Below are 26,564 nucleotides of genomic sequence, written 5' to 3' on the forward strand. Positions count from 1 at the left end.
GGCGCGGGTCACCCCTCCTGCCGCGGACCGCCGTTCCAGTGGCCCGTCAGGTCACGGTAGAGCGGGGAACGGGCCAGCACCTCCTCGTGCGTGCCGCACACCGTCTCCACACCGTCCAGGAGGAGCACCCGGTCGGCCCGGACGGCCGACGACAGGCGGTGCGCCACCACCACGAGGGTGCCCGGCCGGCGCGCGAGCGCCTCCTCCGCGTGCGCCTCGGACGCCGGGTCCAGATGGCAGGTGGCCTCGTCGAGCAGCAGCAGCGGCGCGGGCGACAGATACGCGCGCGCCAGCGCGACGACCTGCCGCTCGCCCAGGGACAGTTCGTCGGGCCGGACCGTCCCGTCGAGGCCGCCCAGACGCCCGACGAGCGGTTGGAGACCGAGGAACCGGACCACCGCGTCGAGGCCGGCCCGGCTCGCGTCCGGACGCAGATAGGCGAGGTTGTCGCCGACAGTGCCGGAGAAGACGTACGCCTCCTGCGGGACCAGCACGCGCAGCGCGGCGAGTTCGGCGGCGGCACGGCCGGTGACCGCCCGGCCGGCCACCCGGACTTCGCCGCCGCTCGGCGCGAGCCGCCCCGCGATCAGGCGGGTGAGCGTCGACTTGCCGATGCCGCTCGGTCCGACGACCGCCAGGTGCTCGCCCGGGGCGACGCGCAGGTCGAGCGAGTCGAGGACCGGTTCGGCGCGGGCGCCGTAGGACAGGGTCACGGACCGCAGCTCCACCGCAGCGGCCGGCTCCTCGCGCGCCGGTGGCCGCGAGCGCCGCGCGGGGGCGCGCGGCGAAGGGTCCGCCACCGCGGGAGACGGGCCGCGGCCGGTGGCGGCCGGGGGCGGTGCCGGGTGGTCGCGGTGGAACGGTGAGCGGACGGTGCTGTCGCTGTCGGCACCATCGGCCAGGGGCGGCGGTCCGATCGGGGGCGGCGGTCCGGCCGGGGGTGCGGGTTTCGGCTGTGAGGGAAGGGCGCCGGCCGTGGGCGGGGGTTTCGGTTGTAGAGGGTCGCTGTCGGCCGGGGGTGCGGGTTTCGGCTGCGGGGGGTGGGCGTCGGCCGGAGGCGCGGGCTTGGGCCGCGCGGGGCAAGTGCCGTTCCGGGGCGGGGGTTTCGGTTGTGGGGGGCTGCTGTCGGACGGGGGAGCTGCTTCCGGCTGTGCGGGGTCGGCGTCGGCCGGGGACGCCGGTATCGGCCGCGCCGGATCGGTGACCGTCGGGCCGGGGTCCGGGCCCACGATCCGGTCCAGGACGACCAGCAGGCGGGCCCCCGCCGCGCCGAGCGCGGTCATCAGGGTGTGCAGGGCGGGCAGCAGCGAGTGGACGAGGTAGGTGAAGGCGCCCAGCAGCCCGCCCGCCGTCACACCTCGGCCGCGCAGCCACGGCACCGCCAGCAGCAGCGCCAGCACGGGCAGTTGGCCCGAGACACCGAGTGCCGCCGTCCGTACCGCCGACCAGCCCGCCAGCGCGCGGGACGCGGCGGCGGCACTCGTGACCAGTTCCGTGCCGTGCCGCGCCGCCTCGGTCCCGGTCCCGCAGGCCGTCAGATCACGCAGGGCCGCCCGGGTCCGGGCCGCGTGGTCGCCCAGCGCCTCGTCGGCTGCCAGGGCACGCCGCTGGACCCTTGCCATGGGGCGCAGCGTCGCGAGGAACAGGACCAGGCCGCCGAGCAGCGGCGGCAGGACCACCACGAGCAGGGCCGGGTGCAGGGAGAACAACCCCAGCAGCGCCCCGGCGGCGGTGAAGACGAACGAGCGGAGGGTGAGGACGAGACCGGCGAAGCTGTCCCGGGCGATCTCGACCTGATTCGTCAGCCGGGAGACGGCCGCGCGGTCCGTCCCGCCGGCCCCGGACAGCCCCCGGGCCATCGACCGGTCGACCGCACGCCGCACCAGAGCGTCACGCAGCGGCTCCGTCAGTCCGGCCAGCTGGGCGAACACCCCCCGGATCACCGGAGCGCCGAGCAGCACGGCGACCAGGGCCGAGCCGAGCCACAGCAGCCCCCGGCGCGTGTCACCGGCGAGGAATCCCCGGTCGACGGCGTGGGCGACGCAGTAGCCCACCAGGAAGGCCTGGCCCGACTCGGCCACTGACCAGAGCGCCAGCCTCGCCAGCACGCCCTTGCGGCGGGCGAGGAAGCGGCGGGCCGGCGGCGCGAGCCGGCGCAGCGCCCCGGACCCGTCGTCCGGGCCGCGGACACGGCTGTCCCCGGCACACGTCACGGCCGTACCTCTTCGGGTTCGGGCAGCCGCGCGGACCCGGCACGCGGCGCCGCCGTACCGGTTCCGGCGGCGCCGAACACCGCCCGGTAGCCCGCCAGCCGCCACAGTTCGCGATGCGGTCCGACGGCCCGCACCCGCCCGTCCTCCAGCCAGATCACCAGGTCCGCGCGGTCCGCGACCGAGGGGCGGTGCGCGACGATCAGCCGGGTCCCGGGCCGGACCGAGCGGCGCAGTGCCCGGTCCACCTCGTGCTCGGTGGCGGTGTCCAGGCTGGACGTCGCGTCGTCCATGATCAGAAGCCGGCCCGCGTGCGCGAACGCCCGCGCGAGTCCGAGACGCTGGTGCTCGCCTCCCGAGAGCGGCGCCGCCGGCAGGGGGGTGTCGTAACCGTGCGGCAGCCGCCGTACGAAGCCGTCGGCACCCGCGGCCCGGGCCGCTTCCCGGATGTCCGCGCGCGACACCGGACGGGGACCGGCGGCGACGGCGTCGGCGACCGAGCCGTCGCCCAGTGCCGGGCGCTCGAAGGCGAAGGCGACCTCGGTGCGCAGCGCCTGGCGTGTCAGTCGGCCGAGGCGGACGCCGTCCAGCAGCACCTGCCCCTCGTCGGGGTCGATCAGCCGTCCCGCCACCGCCGCCAGGACGGACTTGCCCGCCCCGCCGCGGCCGACCACGGCCGCGGTGCTGCCGCCCGGCACCCGCACCCCGTCGGCGCGCAGCACGTCCCGGCCGTCGCGCACCACCCGCACGCCGCGCAGTTCGAGGTCGCCCGTGCCGTCCGGCGGCAGGCTCCGCGTTCCGTACTCCAGGGCGGGCATCCGCTCCAGAGCCAGGGTCCGCTCCCGCGCCTTCCGGCCCCGTACGATCGCGCCCAGCAGGGAAGCGGCGCCGCCCACGCCGGCCGTGAGCTGGGCGGACCGGCAGACGGCGAGCAGGTCGCCCACGCTCAGGGCGCCCGACGCCAGACGCAGGCCGCCGACGGCGGTGGCGGCCAGGGTCAGCAGCGGGACCAGGACCCCGCTCCTGGCCAGCGCCCGCCCGTGCAGCGCCCACATGCGCCGGCCGAGCACGGCGAGTTCCGCCAACGGCGCCAGCACGCGCGCGCGTTCCCGGTCGACCGTCCCCGCGGCGGCGATCGTCGCCGTGCCGTCCAGGGCCTCCAGCAGCCGGGACGCGATCTGTGACTGCGTGTGCTGGTAGGCGGCCACCGACGCACCGCTGTCGCGGGCGAACGTCCGCAGCACCAGGGCCAGGGCGGGCAGCCCGGTCAGCACGCACGCCGTCACCCACAGGTCGACGACGGCCAGCGCCGTGAGCGCGCCCACGGGAGTGACGAGGGAGGCCGCCAAAGCCGCGCGGGCCGCGGGGGCGCCTCCCGCGTCGGCGGCGTTGAGGGTCAGCCGGGTCCCGACGTCCCCCGGGGAGAAGGGCCGTGCCCGCTCCGGCGCGCTCCGCAGCAGCCCGGTGAGGGCCCGGGAACGGATGGACGCCGTCCAGCCGGCGGTGCAGCGACCGGTGAACAGCGAGGTGAGACTGTCGAGCAGTATTTCGCCGATGAGCAGCCCGGCGCTCAGGGCCAGCCAGCGCCCCGCGTCCGCGCCGCGCAGCAGCAGGTCCAGTGTGCGGCCGAGGACGAGGGGCTGGGCCACCGCCGCCAGCGACGCCAAGGTCGAGCAGAGCAGCACCAGCAGTTCGGGAGCCCGCCCCGGCCTCGCATCCGCCGCCCCGTCCCGCCGCGCGGCCGACGGCCGCGCCCCTGGCCTGGTCGTCACCACCGGCCGAACCCCTTCCGTCGGTCCATCCCCGCGCGCCGGGCCACCGGCGGCGAACCCGGCGGGGCGCACGCCCTGCCCGCGAACGCGGGCACCGGCGCCCCGGGCCTGAGCCCGGGACGCCGGTGCCGAGCAACGTGGCTCACCGCGTGGCCGCGGCGGCGCCCGGACGTCAGTTGCAGGTCGTGACGCTCAGGCTGCTGTCGCCGCAGAGCCGCAGGCTCGCGCGGCTGCCCGACTCGACGTCCCCGATGGCCTCTTCCTTCGGGGTCTCCATCGACTGCAGGTCGAAAAGGTTCATGACTTTTCCCTTCGTACGGCAACGGATTGCGTTTTTTCACGACCCCTGGTGGGGCCGGCTCTGGGGCCGCTGCTCCGTGGGCAGCGGCGGAAGGAACGGCAGGGCCGCGGGCGGGTCGCCGTGGACCGACGCGACGGCCAGCAGGCATCCGGCCGTACCGGTGGCGAGGTCCATCGAGAGGCGCATCATCTGCTCACCGGGGAAGGCGAGCCGGCCGCGGTAGGACATGGCGTGCCACGCCAACGCGTCGAGCTGGCGCCGGACCGCCCCGGGCCCGGTGCCCGGCGCCGTGGCCGTGGTGCGGCCGAGGTACAGCACCATCCCGGCCACTCCCCGGTAGAGACCCGGCTGGGCGTAGAACATGGCCTGCGCCGCCGCCACGATCTCGGTCCGCGCCCGTTCGAACTCCTCGTCGGCCCGGTGCGCCAGGTAGTCGTCGAGCACCATTCCGATGCCCACGCTGCCCGCTCCCAGGTAGGGCATGGTGCGCCACCCCTCGTCGACCTGGAGCGCGCCGCCCGCTCCCCGCACGCAGCGGGCGAGGTCCCGGCGCAGCGCGTCGCCCGCGAGGTCGAGCAGAGCGGGGTCCCGGGTGCGTTCGTACAGCCGCAGGAAGAACAGGGCGCTTCCCGCCGCGCCGTGCAGCAGTCCCGCGCGGGGCCGGGCGGGCCTGCCGCTCCCGGCCGGTGTGCCGCGGGCGGTCAGGTCGGCGCAGCGCAGGGCCGCCGTACGCAGCGCGGTCTCTCCGGTGGCGGCGGCCAGCGAGTCCAGGGCCAGGCCCAGTCCGGCGGTGCCGCTGTGCAGGTCCGGGGAGAGGTGGTCGAAGGACTGGTCGAGGAGTTGTTCGGCGAGGTCGAGCGCGCGGTCGCGATGGCCCAGGTACTCCAGCGTCCAGGCGATCCCGGCGAGTCCGTCGTGGAAACCGGGCGGCATGCCCGACGGCGGTTGCTTGGTCCGCTCCAGCAGCCACTGCTCCCCGTCCTCGTCCCGGCCCGCCCCGCTCTCGGCCAGGGCGTACAGGACTCCCGCCGCGCCGTGGCCGAACGCCAGCCCTCCGCCCGCCGTGGCGAACTGCGCGATGTCGCCGGGGTGTAGCCGGTCCGTGCGCGTCGGTGTCGCCGACGCGCGGACGGCCGCGGCCATCGACTCCCGGCTGCGCGGCCAGTCGCCCGGCCGGACCGGGGCCACCATGCCGGCCGTCTCCTCCTGCGCGTGTCCGTCGGCCGTCCCCCGCGCCGCGTGTCCTGTGTCCGCCCCGGCCGTGATCTCGTCGACCGCGGCGTCCAGGAAGGCCCGTTCGACCGGGAACTGACTCGCCACCACGTCCGCCAGATGCGCCGCCTTGCGCCGGTCCAGTGCCAGCAGGCTGGTGAGCGGCAGGAACAGCGCGAGCCGCAGACAGGCCAGCGCGTACCGGTCCACCGCGACGCCCCGCCGGTCGGCGGGAGCCACGAATCCCGGGTTGGCGACGGTCTGCCGGCCGGGTTCGTCGACGTGGTGGGCCGCCTCGAAGTCCAGCAGGACGACGCTGCCGTCCTCCCGGACCATGATGTTGAACAGATGCAGGTCGTTGAAGACCACGCCCCGGGCATGCACCTCCGCGACGGCCCGTTCGACACACGCGTGGATGTCGAGGGCCCAGGCGGTGTACTCGGCCAGCCGCTGCTCGCCCGGGTCGGCCTCGATGAGCGGATGGCGGCGTGCGAAGAACGTGTTGAGCGGCTTGCCGTCGATGTGTTCCAGGACGAGGAAGTGGTGCTCCCCGACCGTCAGGTGGTCGAGCACCTCGGGCGTGCAGCCGAGACCCGACAGCCGTTCCAGCGCCTGCCGTTCACGGTGCAGCCGGGTCACGGCGTCGGCGCCGTCGGCCGCCAGTCCGGCGTACGGGCGGGCCTCCTTCAGGACGACCTGCCGGCCGGTCCGGTTGTCGCGGGCGAGGTAGACGCCCCCGCCGTTGGAGAAGTGCAGCGCCGACTCGATCGTGCAGGGAAGGTCCGCGACGGTCACCGCGGAGCGGGCGTCCAGGTGCGGGCGCAGGAAGGCGGGCGGGCTCACCCAGTCGGGCACGCGGAAGACGGGGCCGCGCAGGTCGGGCACCAGCACTCCGCCGGGACCGGTCACGGCCGGCCGCAGTTCGCCGTTCTCGTCGTAGCAGTCGCGCCGGGTGAAGCCGCCGTAGCGGACGTGCACGGGCCCGTCGCCGATCCGCAGGTCGCTCAGGATGTGCGGCCCGGGCTCGCCGGCCAGCAGGTCCGCGAGCTCACCCGTGAGCCGTTCGAATTGCGCCTCGTCCGCCGGGTACACGGTGACGAACTTGCCGCTTCCGGCCCGGTCCGCGTACTTGGCGTTGCGCTGGTGCAGCAGATAGCGGCTCGGGACGAACTTGAAGGCGGTGCCGTCGGCGAGACAGTGCCGGCGCACCCGCTCCAGTACGGACTCGGCGTTGTCGAGGCAGGCGGAGACGTGGATCTTCCAGCCCTGGTCGGGCAGGTCGACGTCCACCGGCCTGAGGGCGAGCCAGTCCCCGCTCTCGTTCTGCTGCCATCCCGCCGGGACGGGCAGCGAGGCCGCGGCGTACCGGGCGCGCCCGGTGCCGGGGCGGGGAACCGTGCGGTGCGGAGCGTCGTAGAAGTGCGGGTCCGCATCGCAGTACACGGCGTAGCCCTTGTTCACGCTCTCTCCTCTCCACGCGTCGGCGATGGGACAGACGCTGTCACGCGGCCCACGGCCCCGGACAGTCACCGCTGTCATCACTCCGGCGTGCGGAACGCACAGGTAACTTCGCGGGACGGCCGGCGCGGGAGGCGGTCGCCGAGGGCCGGTCCCGCCGTGTACTGCCCGTGACCTCGCCGGACGGTCGGGACGGAGCGGGGAAGGCCCCGGCGAGGCCGCTCCGGGGTGTCCGAGAGCCGGGGCGGCGGGCGGCGGGGCGGGGGAGGGGCCACGGCGCTCGAAGCCCACCGACCGTCCCTGATCGCCGTTGACCAGGTCGGATTGTTCCTGTCCGTTCGTGAGCGGGCGCCTGACGTGCTTATCGGTCGGCCGTCCGAAGCCTCATACCAGAGCGGGACGCTCGCCGTACGAGTTTGTCAACTGCCCACCGCACCTGAACCGTTGGCGACTACTGTGAGTGTCCGGCAGGCGACGCAGGGCCGCATCCCGAGGGTCTGCCCGCCGACACCGCGATGACGCACGGCGGATCGCGCAGACCGCGTGCGGCCCGGACAACCGGGCCCCGACCGACGGACAGTACGAGGACACCGATGTCTCACCTCCGCGCACCGGCCGGACGCGCCGACCGCCGTGAGGGCGGGCGGCACGGTCGCCCGGTCGCCCGCACCGCCCCCGCGCTGCCCGACGCCGGCATCCGGCCCCAACTGCTGCGGATGGCCGTGCTCCCGCCCGTCGCGGTGGCCCTCAGCGGCTGCGCCGCCGTCCTGTTCACCGTCCGCTCGACCGGCGCCGGACCCTCGCCCACCCTGTGGACCGTCCTCGCCGGCGCGTTCTCGGTGACCGTCGCCGGCATCGTCATAGCCGCCGTCGCCGCCAACCGCGCCGCCCACTTTGTCCACGACCGCGTCGCCGACCTGCGCCGCGGCACCGCACGTCGTGAAGCCGAACTGCGCGCCCTCGTCGAGCAGTTGAGGCGCGGCGAGAAGCCGCCCCGGCAGGCGCCCCAGGCCCGGCCGCCCGAGGACGCCGACGACTTCGAGCTCCTCGCCGCCGATCTCGGCCGCGCGCACGACGGCGCCGTCACCGCCGTCGTCCAGGCGGCCCAGCTCTCCAGCCAGGCGGGCAGCGAACAGAAGCTGGAGGTCTTCGTCAACCTCGCCCGGCGCCTGCAGTCCCTCGTCCACCGCGAGATCGCCACGCTGGACGAGCTGGAGAACGAGATCGAGGACCCGGACCTCCTCAAGGGCCTCTTCCACGTCGACCACCTCGCCACCCGCATCCGCCGCCACGCCGAGAACCTCGCCGTGCTCGGCGGCGCCGTGTCCCGCCGGCAGTGGAGCAACCCCGTCCCCATGACCGAGGTGCTGCGCTCGGCCATCGCCGAGGTCGAGCAGTACTCCCGCGTGAGACTCGTCCCGCCCGTCGACGGCGAACTGCGCGGCCACGCCGTCGCCGACGTCATCCACCTGCTGGCCGAACTCGTCGAGAACGCCACGGTGTTCTCCGCCCCGCACACCCAGGTCCTGCTCCGCACCGGCCTCGTCACCTCCGGACTCGCCGTCGAGGTCGAGGACCGCGGCCTCGGCATGCCCGCCGAGGAACAGAACCGGATGAACGCCCTGCTGGCCGACCCGGACCAGGTCAACGTCGCCGGTCTCCTCGCCGACGGCCGCATCGGCCTCCACGTCGTCTCCCAGCTCGCCCGGCGGCACGGCATCACGGTGCGCCTCCAGTCCAACATCTACGGCGGCGTCCAGGCCGTCCTCGTCCTGCCGCAGGCCCTCCTGGGCTCCGCGCCGGGCGTCCCCGGGGCCGTACCGAGGACGCAGCCGCCCGGGGCGCACGGGCAGCGGTACGCCGCGCCCGACGCCACCGGCGGCGCACCGCTGCACACGGCACCGGGCGCATCGGCCGTACCGGGCCCACCCGGCGTACCGCGGCACGGCGTCCCCGGCGCGCCACCGCACCACGACGGCCACAACGGCCACGACGGCCACGACGGCCACGACGCCCATGACTCCCGCGACGTACCGCCGGACTCCGCCCCGCCGCACGCACCGGACGTGCCGCACCTTCCCGGCACCCTCACACCCGCCGTCACGCCCGCCGCCGCCCCGCTGCCGCCCCGGCGCCGCACCGCGCGCCACGCCGCCGCCCCCGGCGGGCCGCCGCCGCTGCCCGTGCGCGGCGCCCACCACGAACGACCCACCCCCGCCGAGGCCGTCCCCGGCGTCAGGCCCGACGACCGGCGCGTCCTGGCCGAGCACGAGGGCGTGCCGCCCCTGCCGCGCGCCGGCACCGTGCGCGGCACCATGGCCAAGCCCCAACTGCCCAGGCGCCGCGCCCAGGAGCACCTCGGTCCCCAACTGCGCGACGGACCGGTGCCCCGGCAGGACGACGACAACGCTCCCGGCCACGACCCGGGACTCATGGCCGCGTTCCAGCGCGGCATCGGCCTCGCCGAGGCCCAGCAGCACCTGGACACCGGCGCGTACGGCACCGGCCCCGACCGCACGGCGACGGTCCGCCCGGAACCGTTCCGCGAGGAGCCGGCGCCCCCCGCCGCGCCGACCGGCACCACGACCCTGGCGGTCCGGCCCGCGGGCACAGCCCGTCCGGCCGGCGACCACCACGCGCACGGCCCACGCGACGACGGCGGACCCACGGCCCGCCCCGACCACACCGCCCGGCACGACGGGAGCGCACCAGCCGGATGACCAGCCCCACCGAAGCGGCCATGTTCCGCCCGAACCCCCGCACTTCCCTTTCCCCGTCCGCCACCAGCGCGCCCGCAGACCTTCGTACCCCAAGGAGTCGATCCACCATGGCGAGCGATGCGCCGACCGGCCAGGTATCCGATCTCGACTGGCTGATGAGCGGCCTCGTGCAGCGCGTCCCGCACACCACCAGCGCGGTCCTGCTGTCCTGCGACGGGCTCGTGAAGTCCGTGCACGGCCTCGATCCCGACAGCGCCGACCACATGGCCGCCCTGGCGTCCGGCCTGTACTCCCTCGGCCGCAGCGCCGGAATCCGCTTCGGCGACGGCGGCGACGTACGGCAGGTCGTCGTCGAACTCGACTCGACACTGCTGTTCGTCACCACCGCCGGTTCCGGCACCTGCCTCGCCGTGCTCGCCGGCCGCGAGGCCGACGCCGCCGTGCTCGGCTACGAGATGGCGATGCTCGTCAAGAGCGTGCGGCCCTACCTCATGACGGCTCCCCGGCAGCATGCCGTCGAATCCCCGGCGCTGAGGTCTTGAGCGTGGCGGCGGCAGGCGACGGGCCCTGGCTCGACGAGGCGGCCGGACGGCTGGTGCGCCCCTTCACGGTCAGCAACGGCCGGACCCGGCCCAGCGTCGCACTCGACCTGCTGTCGCAGGTGACGGCCACCGGGGCCACCCCCCTCGGCCATCTCGGCCCGGAGCACACGCAGGCGCTCGCCCTGTGCCGCACGCCCGTCCCGGTCGCCGAGATCGCCGCACATCTGAGGCTGCCGGCGGCCGTCACCAAGGTGCTGCTGGCGGACCTGCTGGACTGCGGCGCGCTCACCACCAAACCACCCGCGTTCCCCCACCACCCCACGGACCGGGCCCTTCTGGAGGCAGTGCTCGATGGACTACGACGACAGCTCTGACCACGAGACCCACGACGACGGCACCGACCCCTTCCCGACCGCGCTGAAGATCCTCGTGGCGGGCGGCTTCGGCGTGGGCAAGACGACCTTCGTCGGCGCGGTCAGCGAGATCGCGCCGCTCAGCACGGAGGAACTGCTCACCACGGTCAGCGCCGCCACCGACGACCTGGAAGGCATCGAGAACAAGGTCGAGACGACCGTGGCCATGGACTTCGGCCGCCTCACCCTCGACCCGCGCCACGTGCTGTACCTGTTCGGCACGCCCGGCCAGGAACGGTTCTGGTTCATGTGGGACGAACTGTGCGAGGGCGCGCTCGGCGCGGTGATCCTCGCCGACACCCGCCGCCTGGAGGAGTGCTTCGCCGCCGTCGACTTCTTCGAGCAGCGCGGCCTCGCCTTCATCGTCGCCGTCAACGAGTTCGACGGCGGCTTCCGCTACGACCCCGAGGAGGTGCGCGCCGCCATCGACCTCCCGCCGGACATCCCCGTCGTGAGCTGCGACGCCCGGATCTCCAGCTCCGGGGTCCAGACCCTGCTGACCCTCGTCCGCCACCTCATCGCCCACGCCCCGGAGCCGGCGACCGGCCACGGCGCCCACAGGTGATCCCGCCCGCACCCGCCACGGAGCCCGACCCCATGACGTACGTCCCCCGCGACGGAGCCCGGCCATGAGCCATGACCCGCCGCGCCGCCCGGCAGGTCGTCTGCTGCTCACCCCCGACGACAAGGAGGCACCCGCCCGCACCGAACGGCTGCGGCGACTGGGCCTGGGGAAACGCCCGGAACCCGCCCTCGACGCCTTCGCCGGCCGCCTCGCCGAACACACCGCGACGCCGTACGCCATGGTCAACCTGCCCGACGAACAAGGTCAGTTCTACGCGGGCCTGCACCTGCCGCCCGCCGCGCCGCCCGCCCGTCCCGACGGCGGCACCCGGCCCGGAGTGGGCCGCCGGCTGCCCCGCGACCACGGGTTCTGCCCGCACGTGCTCGCGCGGCGCAAGGCGCTGGTACTGGAGGACGTCCGGGACTTCCCCCGGTTCGCGGGCAACGCCATCGTCGACGAGTACGGCATCCACTCCTACCTCGGCGCCCCGCTCATCGACTCCACGGGCACGGCGCTCGGTACGGTCAGCGTCGCGGACGTCACCCCCCGGACGTGGGGCCGGTCCGGCCTGGAGACCATCAAGCAGGCGGCCGGGGAACTCGTCGTACGCCTGGAGCGGGGCACGGAGGGCGGGCTGCCGCTCTGACCGCCGGCCGCGTGCCCCGCCCGGCGTGAAGGAAAGCTGCGGCGGCGGTTAAGAAATCCTCGATGGACCGCGACCGGCGGCATACGGCAGATTGCTACGCGATTCCCCTCTTCTCCCGGCCCGCGGGCTGCCTCGGCATGCCCGCGGGCCGGGAACTCACCCACAGGAGCCGCAGCGTTGAAGGCACTGGTCAAGGAGAAGGCGGAGCCCGGGCTCTGGCTGACGGACGTCCCCGAGCCCGCCGTCGGACCCGGTGACGTGCTCATCAAGGTGCTGCGCACCGGCATCTGCGGCACCGACCTGCACATCCGGTCCTGGGACGGCTGGGCGCAGCAGGCCATCCGCACCCCGCTCGTGCTGGGCCACGAGTTCGTCGGCGAGGTCGTCGGCACCGGCCGGGACGTCACCGACATCGCGGCCGGCGACCTGGTCAGCGGCGAGGGCCACCTGGTGTGCGGCAAGTGCCGCAACTGCCTGGCCGGGCGCCGCCACCTGTGCCGGGCCACGGTCGGGCTGGGCGTGGGACGCGACGGCGCCTTCGCCGAGTACGTCGCGCTGCCCGCCGCCAACGTCTGGGTGCACCGCGTGCCCGTCGACCTCGACGTCGCCGCGATCTTCGACCCGTTCGGCAACGCCGTGCACACCGCCCTGTCGTTCCCGCTGGTCGGCGAGGACGTACTGATCACCGGCGCCGGCCCGATCGGTCTGATGGCGGCGGCCGTGGCCCGGCACGCCGGTGCGCGCAACGTCGTCGTCACCGACGTCAGCGAGGACCGCCTGGAGCTGGCCCGGAAGGTCGGCGCGAGCCTCGCGCTCAACGTCGCCGGGGCGACCATCGCCGACGGGCAGCGCGAACTCGGCCTGCGCGAGGGCTTCGACATCGGCCTGGAGATGTCCGGCCGCCCCGAGGCACTGCGCGACATGATCGCCAACATGACGCACGGCGGCCGGATCGCGATGCTCGGGCTGCCCGCCGAGGAGTTCCCGGTCGACTGGTCCCGGATCGTCACCTCCATGATCACGATCAAGGGCATCTACGGCCGGGAGATGTTCGAGACCTGGTACGCGATGACCGTCCTGCTGGAGGGCGGCCTCGACCTCGCCCCCGTGATCACCGGCCGGTACGGCTACCGCGACTTCGAGGCGGCGTTCGCCGACGCGGCGAGCGGCCGCGGCGGCAAGGTCATCCTCGACTGGACCGCGTAACCCATCCGCCTTCCTCAGGAGCTTTCCCATGTTCGACTCCGTGCGCGACGACCTGCGCGCCACCCTCGACGAGATCCGCGCCGCCGGACTGCACAAGCCCGAGCGGGTCATCGGCACCCCGCAGTCCGCGACCGTCGACGTCACGGCGGGCGGCCGGCCCGGCGAGGTCCTCAACTTCTGCGCCAACAACTACCTCGGCCTCGCCGACCACCCCGAGGTGATCGCCGCCGCCCACGAGGCCCTCGACCGCTGGGGCTACGGCATGGCCTCCGTCCGCTTCATCTGCGGCACGCAGGAGGTCCACAAGGAGCTGGAGGCCCGCCTGTCGGCGTTCCTCGGCCAGGAGGACACGATCCTGTACTCCTCCTGCTTCGACGCCAACGGCGGCGTCTTCGAAACGCTCCTCGGCCCCGAGGACGCGGTGATCTCCGACGCCCTCAACCACGCCTCGATCATCGACGGCATCCGGCTCTCCAAGGCCCGCCGCTTCCGCTACGCCAACCGCGACCTCGCCGACCTCGAACGGCAGTTGAAGGACGCCTCCGACGCGCGCCGCCGGCTGATCGTCACCGACGGCGTGTTCTCCATGGACGGCTACGTGGCGCCGCTCGCCGAGATCTGCGACCTCGCCGACCGCTACGACGCGATGGTCATGGTCGACGACTCGCACGCCGTCGGCTTCGTCGGCCCCGGCGGGCGCGGCACCCCCGAGCTGCACGGCGTCATGGACCGCGTCGACATCGTCACCGGCACCCTCGGCAAGGCCCTCGGCGGCGCGTCCGGCGGCTACGTCGCCGCCCGCGCCGAGATCGTCGCCCTGCTGCGCCAGCGCTCCCGGCCGTACCTGTTCTCGAACACGCTCGCGCCGGTCATCGCCGCCGCGTCGCTGAAGGTCCTCGACCTGCTGGAGGCGGCCGACGACCTGCGGGTCCGCCTCGCCGAGAACACCGCCCTGTTCCGGCGCCGGATGACCGACGAGGGCTTCGACGTCCTGCCCGGCGACCACGCCATCGCGCCCGTCATGATCGGCGACGCGGCCAGGGCTGGCCGCATGGCGGAACTGCTCCTGGAGCGCGGGGTGTACGTGATCGGCTTCTCCTACCCGGTCGTCCCGCAGGGCCAGGCCCGCATCCGCGTCCAGCTGTCCGCGGCGCACTCCACGGACGACGTGAACCGCGCGGTGGACGCGTTCGTCGCGGCGCGCGCCGAGCTGGGGGACTGAGCAGCCCGGACGTATTGCGATAATCGTCCGCATGATCGAGGCGCGGCGGCTCCACATCCTCCGTGCGGTGGCCGACCACCGCACGGTGACGGCGGCTGCCGCCGCGCTCTATCTGACCCCGTCGGCCGTCTCCCAGCAGCTGACCGCGCTGGAGCAGGAGACCGGCCACCGCCTGGTCGAGCGCGGCGCCAAGGGCGTACGGCTCACCCCGGCCGGCGAGATCCTGCTCAGCCACACCAACGCGGTCCTCGCGCAGCTGGAGCGCGCGGAGGCCGAACTCGCCGCGTACAGCTCGGGCGCGGCCGGCACGGTCACGGTCGCCGCCTTCGCGACCGGCATCGCGCAGGTCGTCGCGCCCGCCGTGGCCCGGCTCGCCGCCACCGCGCCCGGCATCAGGCTCCGCGTCCAGGACGCCGAGGGCGACGCCAGCCTGCCGATGGTGCTGGACCGGCAGGTCGACATCGCCGTGGCCGTCGAGTACCGGGGCGCGCCCTCGGCCGACGACCCGCGGCTCACCCACGTCCCCCTGTACGCCGAGCCGTTCGACGCCGTCGTGCCGGTGGCGCACCGGCTCGCCGACGCCGCCGAGGTGCCGCTCGCCGAGCTGGCCAAGGACCCCTGGATCGGCCCGTACCCGGGCAACCCGTGCCACGACGTGGTGGTGCTGGCCTGCGAGAACGCCGGGTTCCAGCCGCGCCTGGAGCACTCCTCGGACGACTTCCGCGCGGTCGTGGCGCTCGCCTCGGCCGACGTCGGGGTGGCCCTCGTACCCCGCTCGGCGTTGCGCGGCACGGACCTCACGGGCGTCGTCGTCCGACCGGTCGACGGGGTGGCGCCCACCCGCCGCGTCTTCGCGGCCGTGCGACGGGGCGCCGAGGGACATCCGCTGATCCGGCCGGTGCTCGACGCGCTGGAGGCGGCAGCGCGGGAGGCGGCGGCGCGGGAGTGAGCCTTCCGTAACACGGGCGTCTCATATCCGGGATAGCGTCCCGGATATGAGAAACGAGACGGAGGGTGCCGCCCCCGCCGCCCCCGCCACCGACCCCGTCGACGCACGGCTCGCCGCCCGCCTCGCCGAGCTGCGCGCCGAGCACGGCTGGTCCCTGGGCGAGGTGGCCGAGCGCAGCGGCGTGAGCCGGTCCACCCTGTCCCGCGCCGAACGCGCCGAGATCAGCCCCACGGCCGCCCTCCTCAACCGCCTGTGCGCCGTCTACGGGCGCACCATGTCCCGGCTGCTCAGCGAGGTCGAGGCCGAGCCCGCGCGACTGGTGCGGGCCGCCGAGCAGCAGGTGTGGGAGGACCGCGCCTCCGGCTTCGTACGCCGGTCGGTGTCCCCGCCGCACCCCGGGCTGCGCGGCGAACTCGTCGAGGGACGGCTCACCGCCGGCGCCGACATCGCCTACGACCGGCCGCCCGTGGCCGGACTCGAACAGCACATCTGGGTCCTGGACGGCGCCCTGGAGGTGACCGCGCAGGACGTCGAGCACCGCCTCGCCACCGGGGACTGCCTGCGCCTCAGGGTGTGGGGAGCGACCCGCTTCCGGTGCCCCGGACCCGCGGACGTGCGGTACGCGCTGGCGGTGGTGCTGCCGTGACCGTCAGCCGCCTGGACGCGGCCGGACTGCTGTACCTGGTGCCGCGGTTGGCCGACCTGCTGCAGGACGTCGTGGACGGCGGCGCCTCCGTCGGATTCCTCGCACCGCTCGACCGCGTGGAGGCCACCGCCTGGTGGCGGGAGCGCGCCGACGCCGTGGCCGCCGGACGCCTCGCCGTGTGGGCGGCGCACGACGGGGACCGCGTGACCGGCACCGTCGGTCTCGACCTGCCCGGCAAACCCAACAGCCGGCACCGCGCCGAAGTCGTCAAGCTCATGGTGCACCGCCACGCGCGTGGCCGGGGCCTCGGCCGCACCCTGCTGACCACCGCCGAGGAGGCCGCCGCCGAGGCCGGCATCACCCTGCTCCACCTCGACACCGAGACCGGCAGCCCCGCCGAACGCCTCTACGCCGGCGCCGGCTGGACCCGGCTCGGTGCGATCCCCGACTACGCGGCGCGCCCCGACGGGCGACTGCGGCCCACGACGATCTACTTCAAGCGCCTGGGAGCCGCGGCACCCGCCGGGTGACCGGACCGCTCCCACCAGGCGAATGTCAGTGCCTGCCGCTACGGTGCGGGCCATGCAGGATGCCGAAGACGTACGCCGAATCGCCCTGTCCCTGCCGGACACGACGGAGAAGATCGCCTGGAGCATGCCCACCTTCCGGGTCGCGCAGAAGATGTTCGCCACGCTCCCCGAGGACGAGACCTCCATGGCCGTGCGCTGCCCCAAGGAGGAGCGCGACGAACTGGTCCTGGCCGAACCGGAGAAGTTCTGGATCGCGGACCACGAGTCACAGTTCGCGTGGGTACGGGTCCGCCTCGCGGCGGTCGAGGACGAGGACGAACTGCGCGACATCCTCGCCGACTCCTGGCGGCAGGCCGCGCCCACCCGACTGCTCGACGCCCACCCCCGGTTGGGGCTGCCGGTGGCGGACTGACCGTGCCCCGGCGCGTTGTCAGTGGCCCATGGCATGATCCGGTGGCATGAGTGGCAGCCGGGGTGGAGGGGGCTCCGGCTGCCACCGGCACGCCGTGCGGCGTGCGCGGCGGCCGGCGGGTCCGGCCGGGGGAGCGGCCTGGGAGGCCGGGGAGGGGAGCGCAGTCGATGTCGGGGAGGCCGGCGCCGGGGGGCGCCGCAGGGGGAGCCGGCCGGCGCGGTGACGCGGGGCCGGCCGACGGCAAGGAGCGCGCGCGGCCCGTCTGGTCGCGGGACTTCGCGCTGTTCTTCGTGGCGCGGGCCGTCGCCCGGCTCGGCGACACCATGCTGCCCGTGGCCCTCGCCGCCGGGCTGCTCCAGCACGGGTACGGGGCGGGCGCGGTCGGCCTCGCCATGGCCGCGACGACCGCAGCCTTCGCCGGTCTCGTCGTCTTCGGCGGGGTGATCGCCGACCGCTTCAGCACCCGGCGGCTGATGATCGGCGCCGACCTGGTCCGCCTGGTGGCCCAGGCGGGCGCCGCCGCGCTGTTCTTCTCGGGGCACGTCGTGCTCTGGGAGATCTGCGCGATCGGCGTGGTCAACGGCGTGGCGGCCGCCGTCTTCCAGCCCGGCGTCGCCGGCACCGTGCCCCGGCTCGCCTCCGACATCCAGGGCGCCAACGGCGCGATACGCATCGCCGAGTCGGCCGCCCACCTCGCGGGCCCGGCCGTCGCGGGCGTCCTCGTCGGACTCGCCTCACCCGGCGGGGTGTTCGCCGCCCACGCCGCGACGTACGCGGTCAGCGCACTGTGCCTGCTGCTGCTCCGGCTGCCGCCACTGCCGCCCGGCACCCGGCCCGCGGGACGCGCGGGCGGTGCCTTCAAGGCCGATCTGGCCGACGGCTGGCGGGAGTTCCGCTCCCGCACCTGGCTGTGGGGCGTCATCGCCGTGTGGTGTCTCTACATGATCGCCGTCTGGGGCCCGACGATCCCGCTGGTCGCCACGGAAGTCGTACGGGAGCACGGCCCCGGCGCCTACGGCCTGGTCAACTCCGCGCTGGGCGCGGGCACCGTCGTCGGCGGGCTCGTCGCCCTGCGGCTGCGTCCCCGGCGCATGCTGCGCGCCGGTGCCGTCGCCCTGTTCGCCTTCCTGCCGTTCCCGGCGACCGTCGGGGCCGGCCTCGGCGTACCGGCCATGGCGGTCGGGGCGGCCGTCGCCGGTGCCGGGCTGTCGTTCTGGAGCGTGATGTGGGCGACGAGCGTGCAGACCCAGGTCCCGCCCGACGTCCTCAACCGCGTCCACGCCTACGACGTCGCCGGTTCCCTCGCGATGATGCCGGTCGGCCAGGCCCTCGCGGGCCCCGCCGCCGGGGTGCTCGGCGCGGACCAGGTGCTGCTGGTCGCGGCGGCCACGAGCCTGGTCGTTCCGGCGATCCTGCTCGCGACACCGGCGATACGGAACCTGATACGCGCCGACGGGAGCGTTGTCGACACCGCCGTCGCAACGGCGACCGACATGACGGCGACCGCTGCGACCGACGGGACGGTGAAGGGGCCCCGCGCCCCGGCTGCGCCCGCCACCGACGGGACCGCTGAGCCCACTCGCGCCCGGACCACGCCCGCGGCGGACGGAGCCGCGAGGGAATCCGGGCCCGCGGCGGGCGGAACCGCTTAGAGCCTCGGGCCCGCGGCGGACGGAGCCGCGAGGGAATGCGGGCCCGCGGCGGGCGGAACCGCTTAGAGCCTCGGGCCCGCGGCGGACGGAGGCGCAAGGGAATTCGGTCCCCTGCCCGACGGAACCGCTTAAGGGCTCGCGCCCGCGGCCGACGGAATCGCGAGGGACACCGGGCTCGCGGCGGGCGAGATCCCGACCGGTGAGGTGAGCGCCGCCCACGGACACGGTCGTCCCTGCGCGGAGAAGACCTGACGCCACCGGTCGGGCCCCGGCCGCCCTGACGCCACCGGTCACGCCCCGGCCGTCACCGCTCGGTCGCCGGTCCGCCCGAGGAAGCCGCCGATGCGCTCCCGCAGGGACCGCGCGTCCAGGCCGTGCGCGGCGACGTGTTCCTCGACGCGGCCGTAGCGGCGCAGTTCGCGCCGGCCCACGCCGAGGCCCAGCACCCGGTGCGGCAGGTGGGACAGCGCGTCGTTCGCGGCGGCCGTCGACGTGCCCGCCAGGTACGGCTCGACCAGGACGACGTCCGTCCCGGCGGTCTCCGTGGCCCGGCGCAGTGCCGCCGCGTCGAAGGGGCGCACGGTCGTCGCGTACAGCACGGTGACGTCGAGCCCTTCCGTGGCGGCGAGTACGGCGTCGAGCGTCGGCCCGACGGCGACCACCACGCCCGAGCGGCCCTCCCGGACGGTCAGGAAGCGCGCGCCGTCCACCGGACGCCCGTCGGTGTTCGACAGCACGGACAGCCGGACGTAGACCTTGTCGTCACCGGCGGCGACCGCGTGCCGCAGCAGGGCCTCGGCCTCGTCCGGATGCCCCGGCACGTGCACGGTCCAGCCGGCCAGCGTGTCGAGCAGCGCCACGTCGCCGGGCGCCATGTGCGTGTAGCCGCCGGCCGGCCAGTCGAAGGACGCCGCGGCGCTGACCAGCACGGCGCCGGCGTCCTGGTGCCCGAGATCCAGCTTGACCTGCTCGAAGGGCCGCTCGACCAGGAAGCTGGCGAAGGTGTGCACGACGGGCCGCAGCCCGGTCAGCGCCAGGCCGGCGGCGGCCCCGACGAGGAGCTGCTCGCGGATGCCGACGTTGATCACCCGGTCGGGATGCCGGCGCAGGGCCTCCGTGAAGCCGTCCCTGCCGATCTCGGCGAGGACCACGGCGACCCGTGGATCCTGGTCGAGCAGCCGGGTCATGACGGGGGCGAGACGGTCACGCATGGTGTCCATGGGGTGGTTCCTCTCAACGGGACGGAGGGTGGGACGGGGTGGGACGGAGCGGGACGGGGCGTCACGGGCAGGGGGCGCGTCAGCTGTTCTTCGCTTCGACCCGGGCCACGACCACGTGCGGGCGGCCCGGATGCGGCGCGGTGAACGCGGCGTACAGCGCCTCGTGGTCGCGTCCGTCGACGGTGACCGCCGACCAGCCGGCGGCCTCGAAGCGGGCGGCGATGCCCCCGGGCCGGGCGTGGCTGGCGGAGGAGTTGTCGACCACGACGGTGTGCAGCCGGTCCAGTGCGGCGGGCCCGGCGAAGGCGATCGCCTCGTGGTTGCTGCCCTCGTCCAGCTCGGCGTCCCCGATCAGCGCCCACACCGCGGGTTCGTCCAGCCCCTGGGCGCGCAGCCCCAGCGCCGTGCCGACGGCGATGGGCAGCCCGTGACCGAGCGACCCGCTGCCGATCTCGGCGCCCGGCACCAGGGTCCGGTCCGGGTGGTGGCCCAGCGGGGAGTCGTAGGAGCCGAAGCCGCGCAGCCAGTCGACGGGGAAGAAGCCCTTGGCCGCCAGTACCGCGTAGTACGCCATGGGGCCGTGGCCCTTCGACAGCAGGAACCGGTCCCGTGCCGGGTCGGCCGTGCGGTCCGGGCCGACCCGCAGTACCCGGTCGTAGAGCACCCACAGCACGTCCAGCGTGGACGTGGCGGCCGGGCCGTGCTTCTCGTCGCCCGTCATCAGGCCCATCAGGCCGGACAGGTCCGGGTACGTGTACGTGCGCTCGTGTCGTTCGGTGATCGTCATGCCACGATCGTGCAACCTCAAGCAAAGTTGAGGTCAAGCGTTGCGGGGGCGGTGGATCACGGCGGGGAGAGATGACCGGAATGTGTCGGCTCGCACAAAGGAGTGCGCGACCACCGACCCGAGTGCGGTATGGTTTTCCTGCGCGTTCGGCCGGGGGAAACCCCAGGTCAGACGGCAACGGGACGTGGCGCAGCTTGGTAGCGCACTTGACTGGGGGTCAAGGGGTCGCAGGTTCAAATCCTGTCGTCCCGACGCGGCGAAGGGTCTTCCCGGACGAGAGTCCGGGAAGACCCTTTTCGCATCATGTTCGCGTCATGTTCGCGTCTTGTGGCCTCGGCAGCGGCGACGTGGTGCCCGCGCCGACCGCGGACCTCGGGTGCCGACGCCGGCCGGGGGGCCGGTGACCGTCAGACCGCGCAGCCCACGTGCGCCAGCGCCTGCTTCAGCAGGACGCCGTGCCCGCCCGGCATCTCGCTCTGCACCGCCGGTGACACCGCCTCCTGCGGGCTGAACCACACCAGGTCGAGCGCGTCCTGCCGGGGACGGCAGTCACCGGTCACCGGCACCACGTAGGCGAGCGACACGGCGTGCTGGCGCGGGTCGTGGTACGGCGTGACGCCCTGCGTCGGGAAGTACTCGGCGACGGTGAAGGGCTGGAGCGAGGCCGGCACGCGGGGCAGTGCCACCGGGCCGAGGTCCTTCTCCAGATGCCGCAGCAGCGCGTCACGGACCCGTTCGTGGTGCAGCACCCGGCCGGAGACCAGGGTCCGGCTGACCGTGCCGTCGGGCCCGATGCGCAGCAGCAGGCCGACGCTGGTGACTTCGCCGCTGTCGTCGACACGCACCGGAACGGCCTCGACGTAAAGGATCGGCATGCGGGCACGCGTCAGTTCCAGCTCGTCGGAGGACAGCCAACCGGGCGTGGTATCGGTCATGTCAGACATTGCTTGATCATACTTTCAGCGCATGCGGCTTCAGGAGAGCCGCTCCGGAACGGGTGACCGGCCGGGCCCCGCTCACCCCCTCGACCGGCGGGCGTCGCGGAGCCGGGACACACGGCGGGCATCGGCGCGTCGGTGGCTCAGGGCTTGACGGCCACCGCGCCGAACTGCGGTACGACGGCGGGGGATTCGGTGTCGGGGCGCCACTGCGAGCACGACACCAGGCCCGGCTCGACCAGGTCCAGTCCGTCAAGGAACGAGGCGATGTCCGCCCGGCCGCGTGCCGTGATCGGCGGTGTGGCGTTCTCGTTCCAGAACTTCATCGCCGGGATCTGGCCCTCGCCGCCGAGATCGGTGTCGAAGGTCGGGTGCGTCAGGGCCAGGTAGCTGCCGGACGGCACCGCGGCCACGATCCGGCGCACGATGTCCCGCGCCTTGTCGGTGTCCAGGACGAAGTTCAGGATGCCCAGCATCATCACCGCGACCGGCTGCTTGAAGTCCAGGGTCTCCGCGGCGCGTTCGAGGATGAGGTCCGGGTCGTGCACGTCGGCGTCCAGGTAGGCGGTCGCGCCCTGGGGCGTGCCGGTCAGCATCGTGCGGGCGTGCATCAGCACGATCGGGTCGTTGTCGACGTAGACGATCCGGGCCTCGGGCGCGATGCGCTGGGCGATCGCGTGCGTGTTCTCGGCGGTCGGCAGGCCGGTGCCGATGTCGAGGAACTGCCGCATCCCGCGCTCCTCGGCCAGGAACCGCACCGCGCGGGTCAGGAAGCCGCGGTCGGCGCGGGCGACCTCGCGGATCACCGGGAACATGGAGGCGACGTGCTCGCCGACCTGCTGGTCGACCGCGTAGTTGTCCTTGCCGCCGATCCAGTAGTTCCACACGCGCGCGTTGTGCGCCACACCGGTGTTCAGCCGCGCGGCCCCGCTCGTCGGTGTGTGGCTCTCGCTCACGTCTCAGCTCCTTGCGCAGATCAGCAGTCCCGGCCCATTGTGCCGTCCGCCCATTGCGTTGTCCCGGGGATCGGAACAGGGGGCGTGGCGGCGCCGGACCGGGTCCGCGAAAGCGGCGCCTGCCGCGCTGCGCGGCCGCCGGCTCAGGACTTGATTCCGACGGCGCCGTACAGCGACACCGGCACGGCGTCGTCGGTGCCGGGCTTCTCCGCCTTGCCGGGCGCCTCCGCCTTGCCGGTTCCCCGTCCGTGCCGGGCTTCTCAGCCTTGCCGGGCTCCCCGTCCGTGCCGGCTTCCTCGTCCTCCGGGGCGGGGCCGGGACGCCAGTCCGACGGTGAGCGCGGACAGCTCCAGGCAGCTGCCCGGCGTCGGCGCGCCGACCAGCGTGTCCACCAGCTCGTAGGCGCCGTCCTCGTCGGCGACGAAGTGCAGCAGCGCGATCAGGGACAGCGCGACGGGACGCCCGAAGTCCAGGACGCGGCCCGCCCGTTCGGGGGTCGTGTGCGGTGCGCGCACGAACCGGTCGTAGACCGGGCCGGATGCGGTCCGGTCGTGTCGATCCGGACGGCCGGACGGCCGGTCGGGTGCCGGGCACGAGGTGACTCTTTCGCTCGCCTGATGCTGCGAGCAGTCCGACATGATCATTCAGCGCGGCGGAGACTGTCTTCGGCCACCTCCTTGTCCACCGCCACCCGCACCAACGCGGCGGCCAGCACGGCCGGTTCGGTGTCCCCGGCCAGCTCGGTGAGCCGCTCGGGGTCCTTGGGCAGGCCGAGCCGGTCCGCGCCCTGGAGCGCCTTGTCGTCCAGGTAGGGCGCGACTTCGGGCCAGACGCGCTGTGCCTCGCGCAGGAAGATGTCGGCACCGGCCGGGCCGATGCCGGGGAACTCCCGCAGCAGGCGCCGCAGTTCGGACACCTCGCCGCCGGCCTCCCGCCGCAGCCGCCGCAGGTCGCCGCCCCAGCGTTCGCCCAGCAGCCCGGCGCCCTCGCCGAGCTGGGTGGCGGTGCGCTCGTCGTAACGCCGGTAGCCGCCCCGGCCCAGCGCGTCCACGCGGTCCTGCCAGGACGCGGAGGCCATCCGGCGCGGATCGCGCAGCCCGGCCCCGTACAGGGACCGTGCCGCGGCGACCGCGACCGAGCCGCGGATACGGGCGCTGAGCAGGTGGGACAGCACCAGCAGCCGGTACAGCGGCTGCGGTGTGTCCCTCAGCCGGATGCCGACCTCCTCGGCGTACGTCTGCCCGTGCGCGCCGACGAGTTCGCGCACCACCCGTTCGTCGCGGCGCACGGCTACGCCTTGAGCGGATCGTGCCCGAGGGTCATCAGCCGGTGCCGGAGGCGGGTGTCCTCGGCCTCGGGCTCGTTCTCCAGGTCGGCCTCGGACGTGACCGTGTCGACGACCCTGCGCATGACGCGGATGTCGTCCTCGGTCAGGTCCGTGCGCCGTTTCTGCAGGATGGCCAGCACGTGCTGCCCGGTGGGCGAGCCCGGCTCCTCCGGCAGCGGCTCGGTCTCCTCGCCCGCGTAGCGGACGCGCAGCCAGGCCGAGAGTTCCTGCGAGGTCATGTTCACCACGCGGTGGAAGTCCTCCCACAGCGCGTCGAGTTCGAGGGCGTCGGTCATCGCGTGCCCCTTCCGTACTGCGTGCGGGCCGGGCCGGTCAGGCGTCGCGGGGGAAGTTCTCGGCGTCGAACATCCACCGCTGCTTCTCCAGTTCGGCGGTGATGCCGATGAGCAGGTCCTGGGTGACCGGGTCGGACTTCTCCGTCGCGTCGATCCGCTCACGCAGCCGTCCGACGGCCTTCTCCAGCGCCTCCACCATCAGCTGGACCACGTCCGAGTCGCGCAGCCACCCCTCCTTGGGGGAGGGCAGCCGGAAGTCGGACGCCACGGTCTCGGGCCGGCCGTCCGGCGGGACGCCGAGCGCGGCCGAGCGTTCCGCGACGGTGTCGGCGAAGCCCCGGACGGCGGTGACCAGCTCGTCCAGTTGCAGGTGGACGGAGCGGAACCGCGGCCCGACGATGTTCCAGTGGGCCTGTTTCCCGGTCAGCGACAGCCCGAGCAGGTCGGTCAAGGTCTCCTGAAGTGCCTCGCAGGTGACCCGGCGAGCCTCCTCGGGCAGGGTGCTCTTCACGGCCGTCGTCATAGGGTGCTTCTCCTCCTCGCGTCGTCCTTGTCCGGTTCTCTGGAGGCGCGGAGCAGTTCGGCGCGTTCCTCCTCGCAGGTGCCGCCCCACACACCGGAGCTCTGAGCGCTGTTGAGCGCGAACGTCAGACACTCGGTGATCACCGGGCAGCGGGCGCACACGCGTTTGGCGGCGTCGACGTCTCGCAGCGCCGGACCTGATGTGCCCACGGGGAAGAACAGTTCGGGGTCCTCGCCCACGCAGGCCGCTCTCCGCAACCATTCCATGCGGGCGCGGGTGCCCATGGGGTCCGGGGGCAAACGCGCTGTCCCGGGGCCCGGGCGGCCTGCCGGGACGGGCGGAGGGCTTCGGCCGCGTGTCCTCGGCCGCGTGCCCTCAGCCGAGCCCGAGGACCTCGTTCAGGAACGTCGTCAGATCGGCGAAGACCTCGGCCCGGTTCGTCTCGTTGAACACCTCGTGCCGGGCGCCGGGATAGATCCGTACGGTCGTCGAGGCGCCGCCCAGCCGCTCGACCCCGGTCCGGCTCCCGGCGAGCGGTACGAGGCGGTCGTCGTCGCCGTGCAGCCACAGCAGCGGCAGCCGTCCCACGTCGCCGTTCCCGCTCACGGTCTCCAGGGTGCGCGCGAACGCCTCCACCGTCGGCCGCTTCATCGGCCCGTGCCACACCAGCGGGTCGGCCGTGTACGCCTCGCCCACCGCGGGGTCCCGGGACAGCGAGGCCGGGCTGATCGGGGTGTCCGGGATCTCGTCCAGGGCGAGCAGCCGCCCGGGCAGCTCCCAGGTGCCGATGACCGGCCCGGACAGCACGAGCGCGGCGAGGTCGGCGCCGTACCGCTGGGCGTAGCGGGCGCTGATCAGGCCGCCCATGGAGTGTCCGACCAGCACGACGGGGAGATCGGGGTGCGCGTCGCGGGCCGGCTCCGCCGCGGAGCGCAGGTCGGTGACGACGTCCTCGAAGTCCTCGATCAGCACCCGCTCGCCCGCCGACCTGCCATGGCCCATGTGGTCGGGTCCGAACACGGCCGCGCCGAGCCCGCCGAGGACGCCGGCCACCTCCTCGTACCGGCCGACGTGCTCGCCGTAGCCGTGCGCCAGGAGGGCGACGAAGCGGGGGCGCGGATGCGGCCACTCGCGGACGGTGATCCCGCCCCGGGTTCCGGTCAGGACGTGCTCACGCGGGTCGGCCATGTCTCCTCCGGCTGCTTCGGTGAAGGTCCGGGGGGATCTTCCCAGGGAGCCGCCCGGCGGTCTATAGTCCGAAACTAGCAGTGCTAATTAAGTAGTGCTTGTCAGGAGTGCTCGACCGGCAGCGTCGCCGGCCGGGCGCAGCGCCGTCGGTCAGGAGTCATCCCGTGCGTCCCGTCCACTTCGCGGCCGCCCGCCGCACCCCCATCGGCAAGCTCCGCGGCGCCCTCTCCGGCGTGCGGCCCGACGACCTCGCGGCGGCCGTGATCCGCGGCCTGGTCGCCGACGTCCCGGCCCTCGATCCGGCCCGCGTCGACGACGTCTACTGGGGCGCCGCCAACCAGGCCGGCGAGGACAACCGCAACGTCGCCCGCATGGCCGCTCTCCTCGCCGGTCTGCCCGAGTCGGTGCCCGGCGCCACCGTCAACCGGCTGTGCGCCTCAGGTCTTGAGGCCGTCACCGCCGCCGCCCGCACCATCGCCGCAGGCGAGGCCGACATCGTCCTGGCCGGCGGCTCCGAGTCCATGAGCCGCGCGCCCTTCGTGCTGCCCCGGCCCGACGAGGCCCTGCCGCACCGCATCGAGACGGCCGACACCCGCCTCGGCTGGCGGCTGGTCAACCCGGCGATGAAGGACCTGCACGGCCTGCTGTCCATGGGCGAGACCGCCGAGGAGGTCGCCGAGCGGTACGGCGTCACGCGCGAGCGGCAGGACGAGTTCGCGCTGCGCAGCCACCGCCTGGCCGCCGAGGCCCGCAAGAACGGCCACTTCGACCACGAGATCCTGCCGGTCACCCGCCCGGACGGCGTGGTCGTCGACGCCGACGAGTGCGTCCGCGAGGACACCTCACTGGAGAAGCTGGCCCGCCTGAAGCCCG

Annotated in this window: 26 protein-coding genes, 1 tRNA gene and 1 pseudogene; 14 read left to right on the forward strand and 14 right to left on the reverse strand. The window is 74.4% G+C overall.

Annotated elements, in window-relative coordinates; all coding sequences use genetic code 11:
- Positions 1 to 8: 8 nt before the first annotated feature.
- From QC282_RS05080 to lanKC, 4 genes are all read right to left on the reverse strand, one after another.
- Complete coding sequence (locus tag QC282_RS05080) at positions 9 to 2,213, reverse strand: ATP-binding cassette domain-containing protein (RefSeq protein WP_279547961.1); 2,205 nt, start codon at positions 2,211 to 2,213, stop codon at positions 9 to 11.
- Positions 2,210 to 3,982 carry an ABC transporter ATP-binding protein gene (locus QC282_RS05085; RefSeq protein ID WP_279547962.1) on the reverse strand — a complete coding sequence of 591 codons (1,773 nt, stop codon included), beginning with the start codon at positions 3,980 to 3,982 and terminating at the stop codon, positions 2,210 to 2,212. The genes QC282_RS05080 and QC282_RS05085 overlap by 4 nt, the downstream gene beginning before the upstream one ends.
- 172 nt (positions 3,983 to 4,154) lie before the next feature.
- The gene (locus QC282_RS05090) at positions 4,155 to 4,283 is read right to left on the reverse strand and encodes a SapB/AmfS family lanthipeptide (protein WP_279547963.1); all 129 of its coding nucleotides are present in this window, start codon (positions 4,281 to 4,283) and stop codon (positions 4,155 to 4,157) included.
- A gap of 36 nt (positions 4,284 to 4,319) precedes the next feature.
- Complete coding sequence (gene lanKC, locus QC282_RS05095) at positions 4,320 to 6,956, reverse strand: class III lanthionine synthetase LanKC (RefSeq protein ID WP_279547964.1); 2,637 nt, start codon at positions 6,954 to 6,956, stop codon at positions 4,320 to 4,322.
- A gap of 590 nt (positions 6,957 to 7,546) precedes the next feature.
- On the opposite strand from lanKC, the gene QC282_RS05100 reads away from it, so the two are divergent.
- The 12 genes from QC282_RS05100 to QC282_RS05155 all read left to right on the forward strand — a co-directional run bounded on the left by QC282_RS05100 (position 7,547) and on the right by QC282_RS05155 (position 18,456).
- Positions 7,547 to 9,673, forward strand: a complete 2,127-nt coding sequence (locus QC282_RS05100) for an ATP-binding protein (protein WP_279547965.1) — start codon at positions 7,547 to 7,549, stop codon at positions 9,671 to 9,673.
- Positions 9,674 to 9,780: 107 nt separating this feature from the next.
- Positions 9,781 to 10,215 carry a roadblock/LC7 domain-containing protein gene (locus QC282_RS05105; protein ID WP_279547966.1) on the forward strand — a complete coding sequence of 145 codons (435 nt, stop codon included), beginning with the start codon at positions 9,781 to 9,783 and terminating at the stop codon, positions 10,213 to 10,215.
- Between the two features lie 2 nt (positions 10,216 to 10,217).
- Complete coding sequence (locus QC282_RS05110; RefSeq protein ID WP_279547967.1) at positions 10,218 to 10,589, forward strand: DUF742 domain-containing protein; 372 nt, start codon at positions 10,218 to 10,220, stop codon at positions 10,587 to 10,589.
- A complete protein-coding gene (locus QC282_RS05115; RefSeq protein ID WP_279547968.1) occupies positions 10,567 to 11,193 on the forward strand; it encodes an ATP/GTP-binding protein in 627 nt (208 codons plus the stop codon). The genes QC282_RS05110 and QC282_RS05115 overlap by 23 nt, the downstream gene beginning before the upstream one ends.
- A gap of 64 nt (positions 11,194 to 11,257) precedes the next feature.
- Positions 11,258 to 11,839 carry a GAF domain-containing protein gene (locus QC282_RS05120; RefSeq protein WP_279547969.1) on the forward strand — a complete coding sequence of 194 codons (582 nt, stop codon included), beginning with the start codon at positions 11,258 to 11,260 and terminating at the stop codon, positions 11,837 to 11,839.
- Between the two features lie 177 nt (positions 11,840 to 12,016).
- Entirely contained in the window at positions 12,017 to 13,045 is a 1,029-nt protein-coding gene (gene tdh / locus QC282_RS05125; protein WP_279547970.1) for an L-threonine 3-dehydrogenase, read from the forward strand.
- Between the two features lie 28 nt (positions 13,046 to 13,073).
- Positions 13,074 to 14,267, forward strand: a complete 1,194-nt coding sequence (locus QC282_RS05130; RefSeq protein ID WP_279547971.1) for a glycine C-acetyltransferase — start codon at positions 13,074 to 13,076, stop codon at positions 14,265 to 14,267.
- A 31-nt stretch (positions 14,268 to 14,298) separates the two neighbouring features.
- On the forward strand, positions 14,299 to 15,216 hold the full coding sequence (locus QC282_RS05135) for a LysR family transcriptional regulator (protein WP_279547972.1): 918 nt from the start codon (positions 14,299 to 14,301) through the stop codon (positions 15,214 to 15,216).
- 46 nt (positions 15,217 to 15,262) lie between these two features.
- Positions 15,263 to 15,862: an XRE family transcriptional regulator gene (locus tag QC282_RS05140; RefSeq protein WP_279547973.1), complete on the forward strand. Its 600-nt coding sequence runs from the start codon at positions 15,263 to 15,265 to the stop codon at positions 15,860 to 15,862.
- Positions 15,859 to 16,392: a GNAT family N-acetyltransferase gene (locus QC282_RS05145; protein WP_279547974.1), complete on the forward strand. Its 534-nt coding sequence runs from the start codon at positions 15,859 to 15,861 to the stop codon at positions 16,390 to 16,392. The genes QC282_RS05140 and QC282_RS05145 overlap by 4 nt, the downstream gene beginning before the upstream one ends.
- Before the next feature lie 52 nt (positions 16,393 to 16,444).
- Complete coding sequence (locus tag QC282_RS05150) at positions 16,445 to 16,804, forward strand: MmcQ/YjbR family DNA-binding protein (RefSeq protein WP_279547975.1); 360 nt, start codon at positions 16,445 to 16,447, stop codon at positions 16,802 to 16,804.
- A 167-nt stretch (positions 16,805 to 16,971) separates the two neighbouring features.
- Positions 16,972 to 18,456, forward strand: coding sequence for an MFS transporter (locus QC282_RS05155; protein ID WP_279547976.1), 1,485 nt, complete (start codon positions 16,972 to 16,974; stop codon positions 18,454 to 18,456).
- A gap of 290 nt (positions 18,457 to 18,746) precedes the next feature.
- Here QC282_RS05155 and QC282_RS05160 read toward each other — a convergent pair whose 3' ends face one another.
- Together QC282_RS05160 and QC282_RS05165 are read right to left on the reverse strand one after the other, a co-directional pair.
- Positions 18,747 to 19,676: a transketolase gene (locus tag QC282_RS05160; protein ID WP_279547977.1), complete on the reverse strand. Its 930-nt coding sequence runs from the start codon at positions 19,674 to 19,676 to the stop codon at positions 18,747 to 18,749.
- A gap of 79 nt (positions 19,677 to 19,755) precedes the next feature.
- Positions 19,756 to 20,463, reverse strand: coding sequence for a transketolase (locus QC282_RS05165; RefSeq protein WP_279547978.1), 708 nt, complete (start codon positions 20,461 to 20,463; stop codon positions 19,756 to 19,758).
- Positions 20,464 to 20,641: 178 nt separating this feature from the next.
- Here QC282_RS05165 and QC282_RS05170 point away from each other — a divergent pair.
- Positions 20,642 to 20,715, forward strand: a tRNA-Pro gene (locus tag QC282_RS05170).
- A gap of 155 nt (positions 20,716 to 20,870) precedes the next feature.
- Here the strand turns inward: QC282_RS05170 and QC282_RS05175 are convergent.
- The 8 genes and pseudogenes from QC282_RS05175 to QC282_RS05210 all read right to left on the reverse strand — a co-directional run bounded on the left by QC282_RS05175 (position 20,871) and on the right by QC282_RS05210 (position 25,691).
- Positions 20,871 to 21,398, reverse strand: a complete 528-nt coding sequence (locus QC282_RS05175; protein WP_279547996.1) for an NUDIX hydrolase family protein — start codon at positions 21,396 to 21,398, stop codon at positions 20,871 to 20,873.
- A 146-nt stretch (positions 21,399 to 21,544) separates the two neighbouring features.
- Entirely contained in the window at positions 21,545 to 22,357 is an 813-nt protein-coding gene (locus tag QC282_RS05180) for an SAM-dependent methyltransferase (protein WP_279547979.1), read from the reverse strand.
- Between the two features lie 332 nt (positions 22,358 to 22,689).
- Positions 22,690 to 22,872 (reverse strand): annotated as a pseudogene (locus tag QC282_RS05185) (SAM-dependent methyltransferase); the annotation flags it as partial.
- 125 nt (positions 22,873 to 22,997) lie between these two features.
- A complete protein-coding gene (locus QC282_RS05190) occupies positions 22,998 to 23,645 on the reverse strand; it encodes an endonuclease (RefSeq protein WP_279547980.1) in 648 nt (215 codons plus the stop codon).
- Positions 23,646 to 23,647: 2 nt separating this feature from the next.
- Entirely contained in the window at positions 23,648 to 23,980 is a 333-nt protein-coding gene (locus QC282_RS05195; RefSeq protein ID WP_279547981.1) for a DUF3140 domain-containing protein, read from the reverse strand.
- Positions 23,981 to 24,017: 37 nt separating this feature from the next.
- Positions 24,018 to 24,503: a DNA starvation/stationary phase protection protein gene (locus QC282_RS05200; RefSeq protein ID WP_279547982.1), complete on the reverse strand. Its 486-nt coding sequence runs from the start codon at positions 24,501 to 24,503 to the stop codon at positions 24,018 to 24,020.
- Positions 24,500 to 24,769, reverse strand: coding sequence for a WhiB family transcriptional regulator (locus tag QC282_RS05205; protein WP_279547983.1), 270 nt, complete (start codon positions 24,767 to 24,769; stop codon positions 24,500 to 24,502). The genes QC282_RS05200 and QC282_RS05205 overlap by 4 nt, the downstream gene beginning before the upstream one ends.
- Positions 24,770 to 24,878: 109 nt before the next feature.
- On the reverse strand, positions 24,879 to 25,691 hold the full coding sequence (locus tag QC282_RS05210) for a lysophospholipase (protein WP_279547984.1): 813 nt from the start codon (positions 25,689 to 25,691) through the stop codon (positions 24,879 to 24,881).
- Between the two features lie 164 nt (positions 25,692 to 25,855).
- Here QC282_RS05210 and QC282_RS05215 point away from each other — a divergent pair.
- The coding region (locus tag QC282_RS05215) for an acetyl-CoA C-acyltransferase (RefSeq protein WP_279547985.1) at positions 25,856 to 26,564 on the forward strand (709 nt) is incomplete at its 3' end.

It is taken from the genome of Streptomyces sp. DH24 (genome assembly GCF_029813775.1).
In the GTDB taxonomy this organism is placed as follows: domain Bacteria; phylum Actinomycetota; class Actinomycetes; order Streptomycetales; family Streptomycetaceae; genus Streptomyces.

Bases quoted from the DNA above. Each gene is read 5' to 3' on its own strand.
- QC282_RS05130 (WP_279547971.1), top strand. From the start codon at position 13,074: ATGTTCGACTCCGTGCGCGACGACCTGCGCGCCACCCTCGACGAGATC.
- QC282_RS05175 (WP_279547996.1), bottom strand. From the start codon at position 21,398: ATGACCGATACCACGCCCGGTTGGCTGTCCTCCGACGAGCTGGAACTG.
- QC282_RS05200 (WP_279547982.1), bottom strand. From the start codon at position 24,503: ATGACGACGGCCGTGAAGAGCACCCTGCCCGAGGAGGCTCGCCGGGTC.
- QC282_RS05205 (WP_279547983.1), bottom strand. From the start codon at position 24,769: ATGGAATGGTTGCGGAGAGCGGCCTGCGTGGGCGAGGACCCCGAACTG.
- QC282_RS05160 (WP_279547977.1), bottom strand. From the start codon at position 19,676: ATGGACACCATGCGTGACCGTCTCGCCCCCGTCATGACCCGGCTGCTC.
- QC282_RS05135 (WP_279547972.1), top strand. From the start codon at position 14,299: ATGATCGAGGCGCGGCGGCTCCACATCCTCCGTGCGGTGGCCGACCAC.
- QC282_RS05195 (WP_279547981.1), bottom strand. From the start codon at position 23,980: ATGACCGACGCCCTCGAACTCGACGCGCTGTGGGAGGACTTCCACCGC.
- QC282_RS05090 (WP_279547963.1), bottom strand. From the start codon at position 4,283: ATGAACCTTTTCGACCTGCAGTCGATGGAGACCCCGAAGGAAGAGGCC.
- QC282_RS05210 (WP_279547984.1), bottom strand. From the start codon at position 25,691: ATGGCCGACCCGCGTGAGCACGTCCTGACCGGAACCCGGGGCGGGATC.
- QC282_RS05100 (WP_279547965.1), top strand. From the start codon at position 7,547: ATGTCTCACCTCCGCGCACCGGCCGGACGCGCCGACCGCCGTGAGGGC.
- QC282_RS05165 (WP_279547978.1), bottom strand. From the start codon at position 20,463: ATGACGATCACCGAACGACACGAGCGCACGTACACGTACCCGGACCTG.
- QC282_RS05115 (WP_279547968.1), top strand. From the start codon at position 10,567: ATGGACTACGACGACAGCTCTGACCACGAGACCCACGACGACGGCACC.
- QC282_RS05150 (WP_279547975.1), top strand. From the start codon at position 16,445: ATGCAGGATGCCGAAGACGTACGCCGAATCGCCCTGTCCCTGCCGGAC.
- QC282_RS05105 (WP_279547966.1), top strand. From the start codon at position 9,781: ATGGCGAGCGATGCGCCGACCGGCCAGGTATCCGATCTCGACTGGCTG.
- QC282_RS05120 (WP_279547969.1), top strand. From the start codon at position 11,258: ATGAGCCATGACCCGCCGCGCCGCCCGGCAGGTCGTCTGCTGCTCACC.
- QC282_RS05155 (WP_279547976.1), top strand. From the start codon at position 16,972: ATGTCGGGGAGGCCGGCGCCGGGGGGCGCCGCAGGGGGAGCCGGCCGG.
- QC282_RS05140 (WP_279547973.1), top strand. From the start codon at position 15,263: ATGAGAAACGAGACGGAGGGTGCCGCCCCCGCCGCCCCCGCCACCGAC.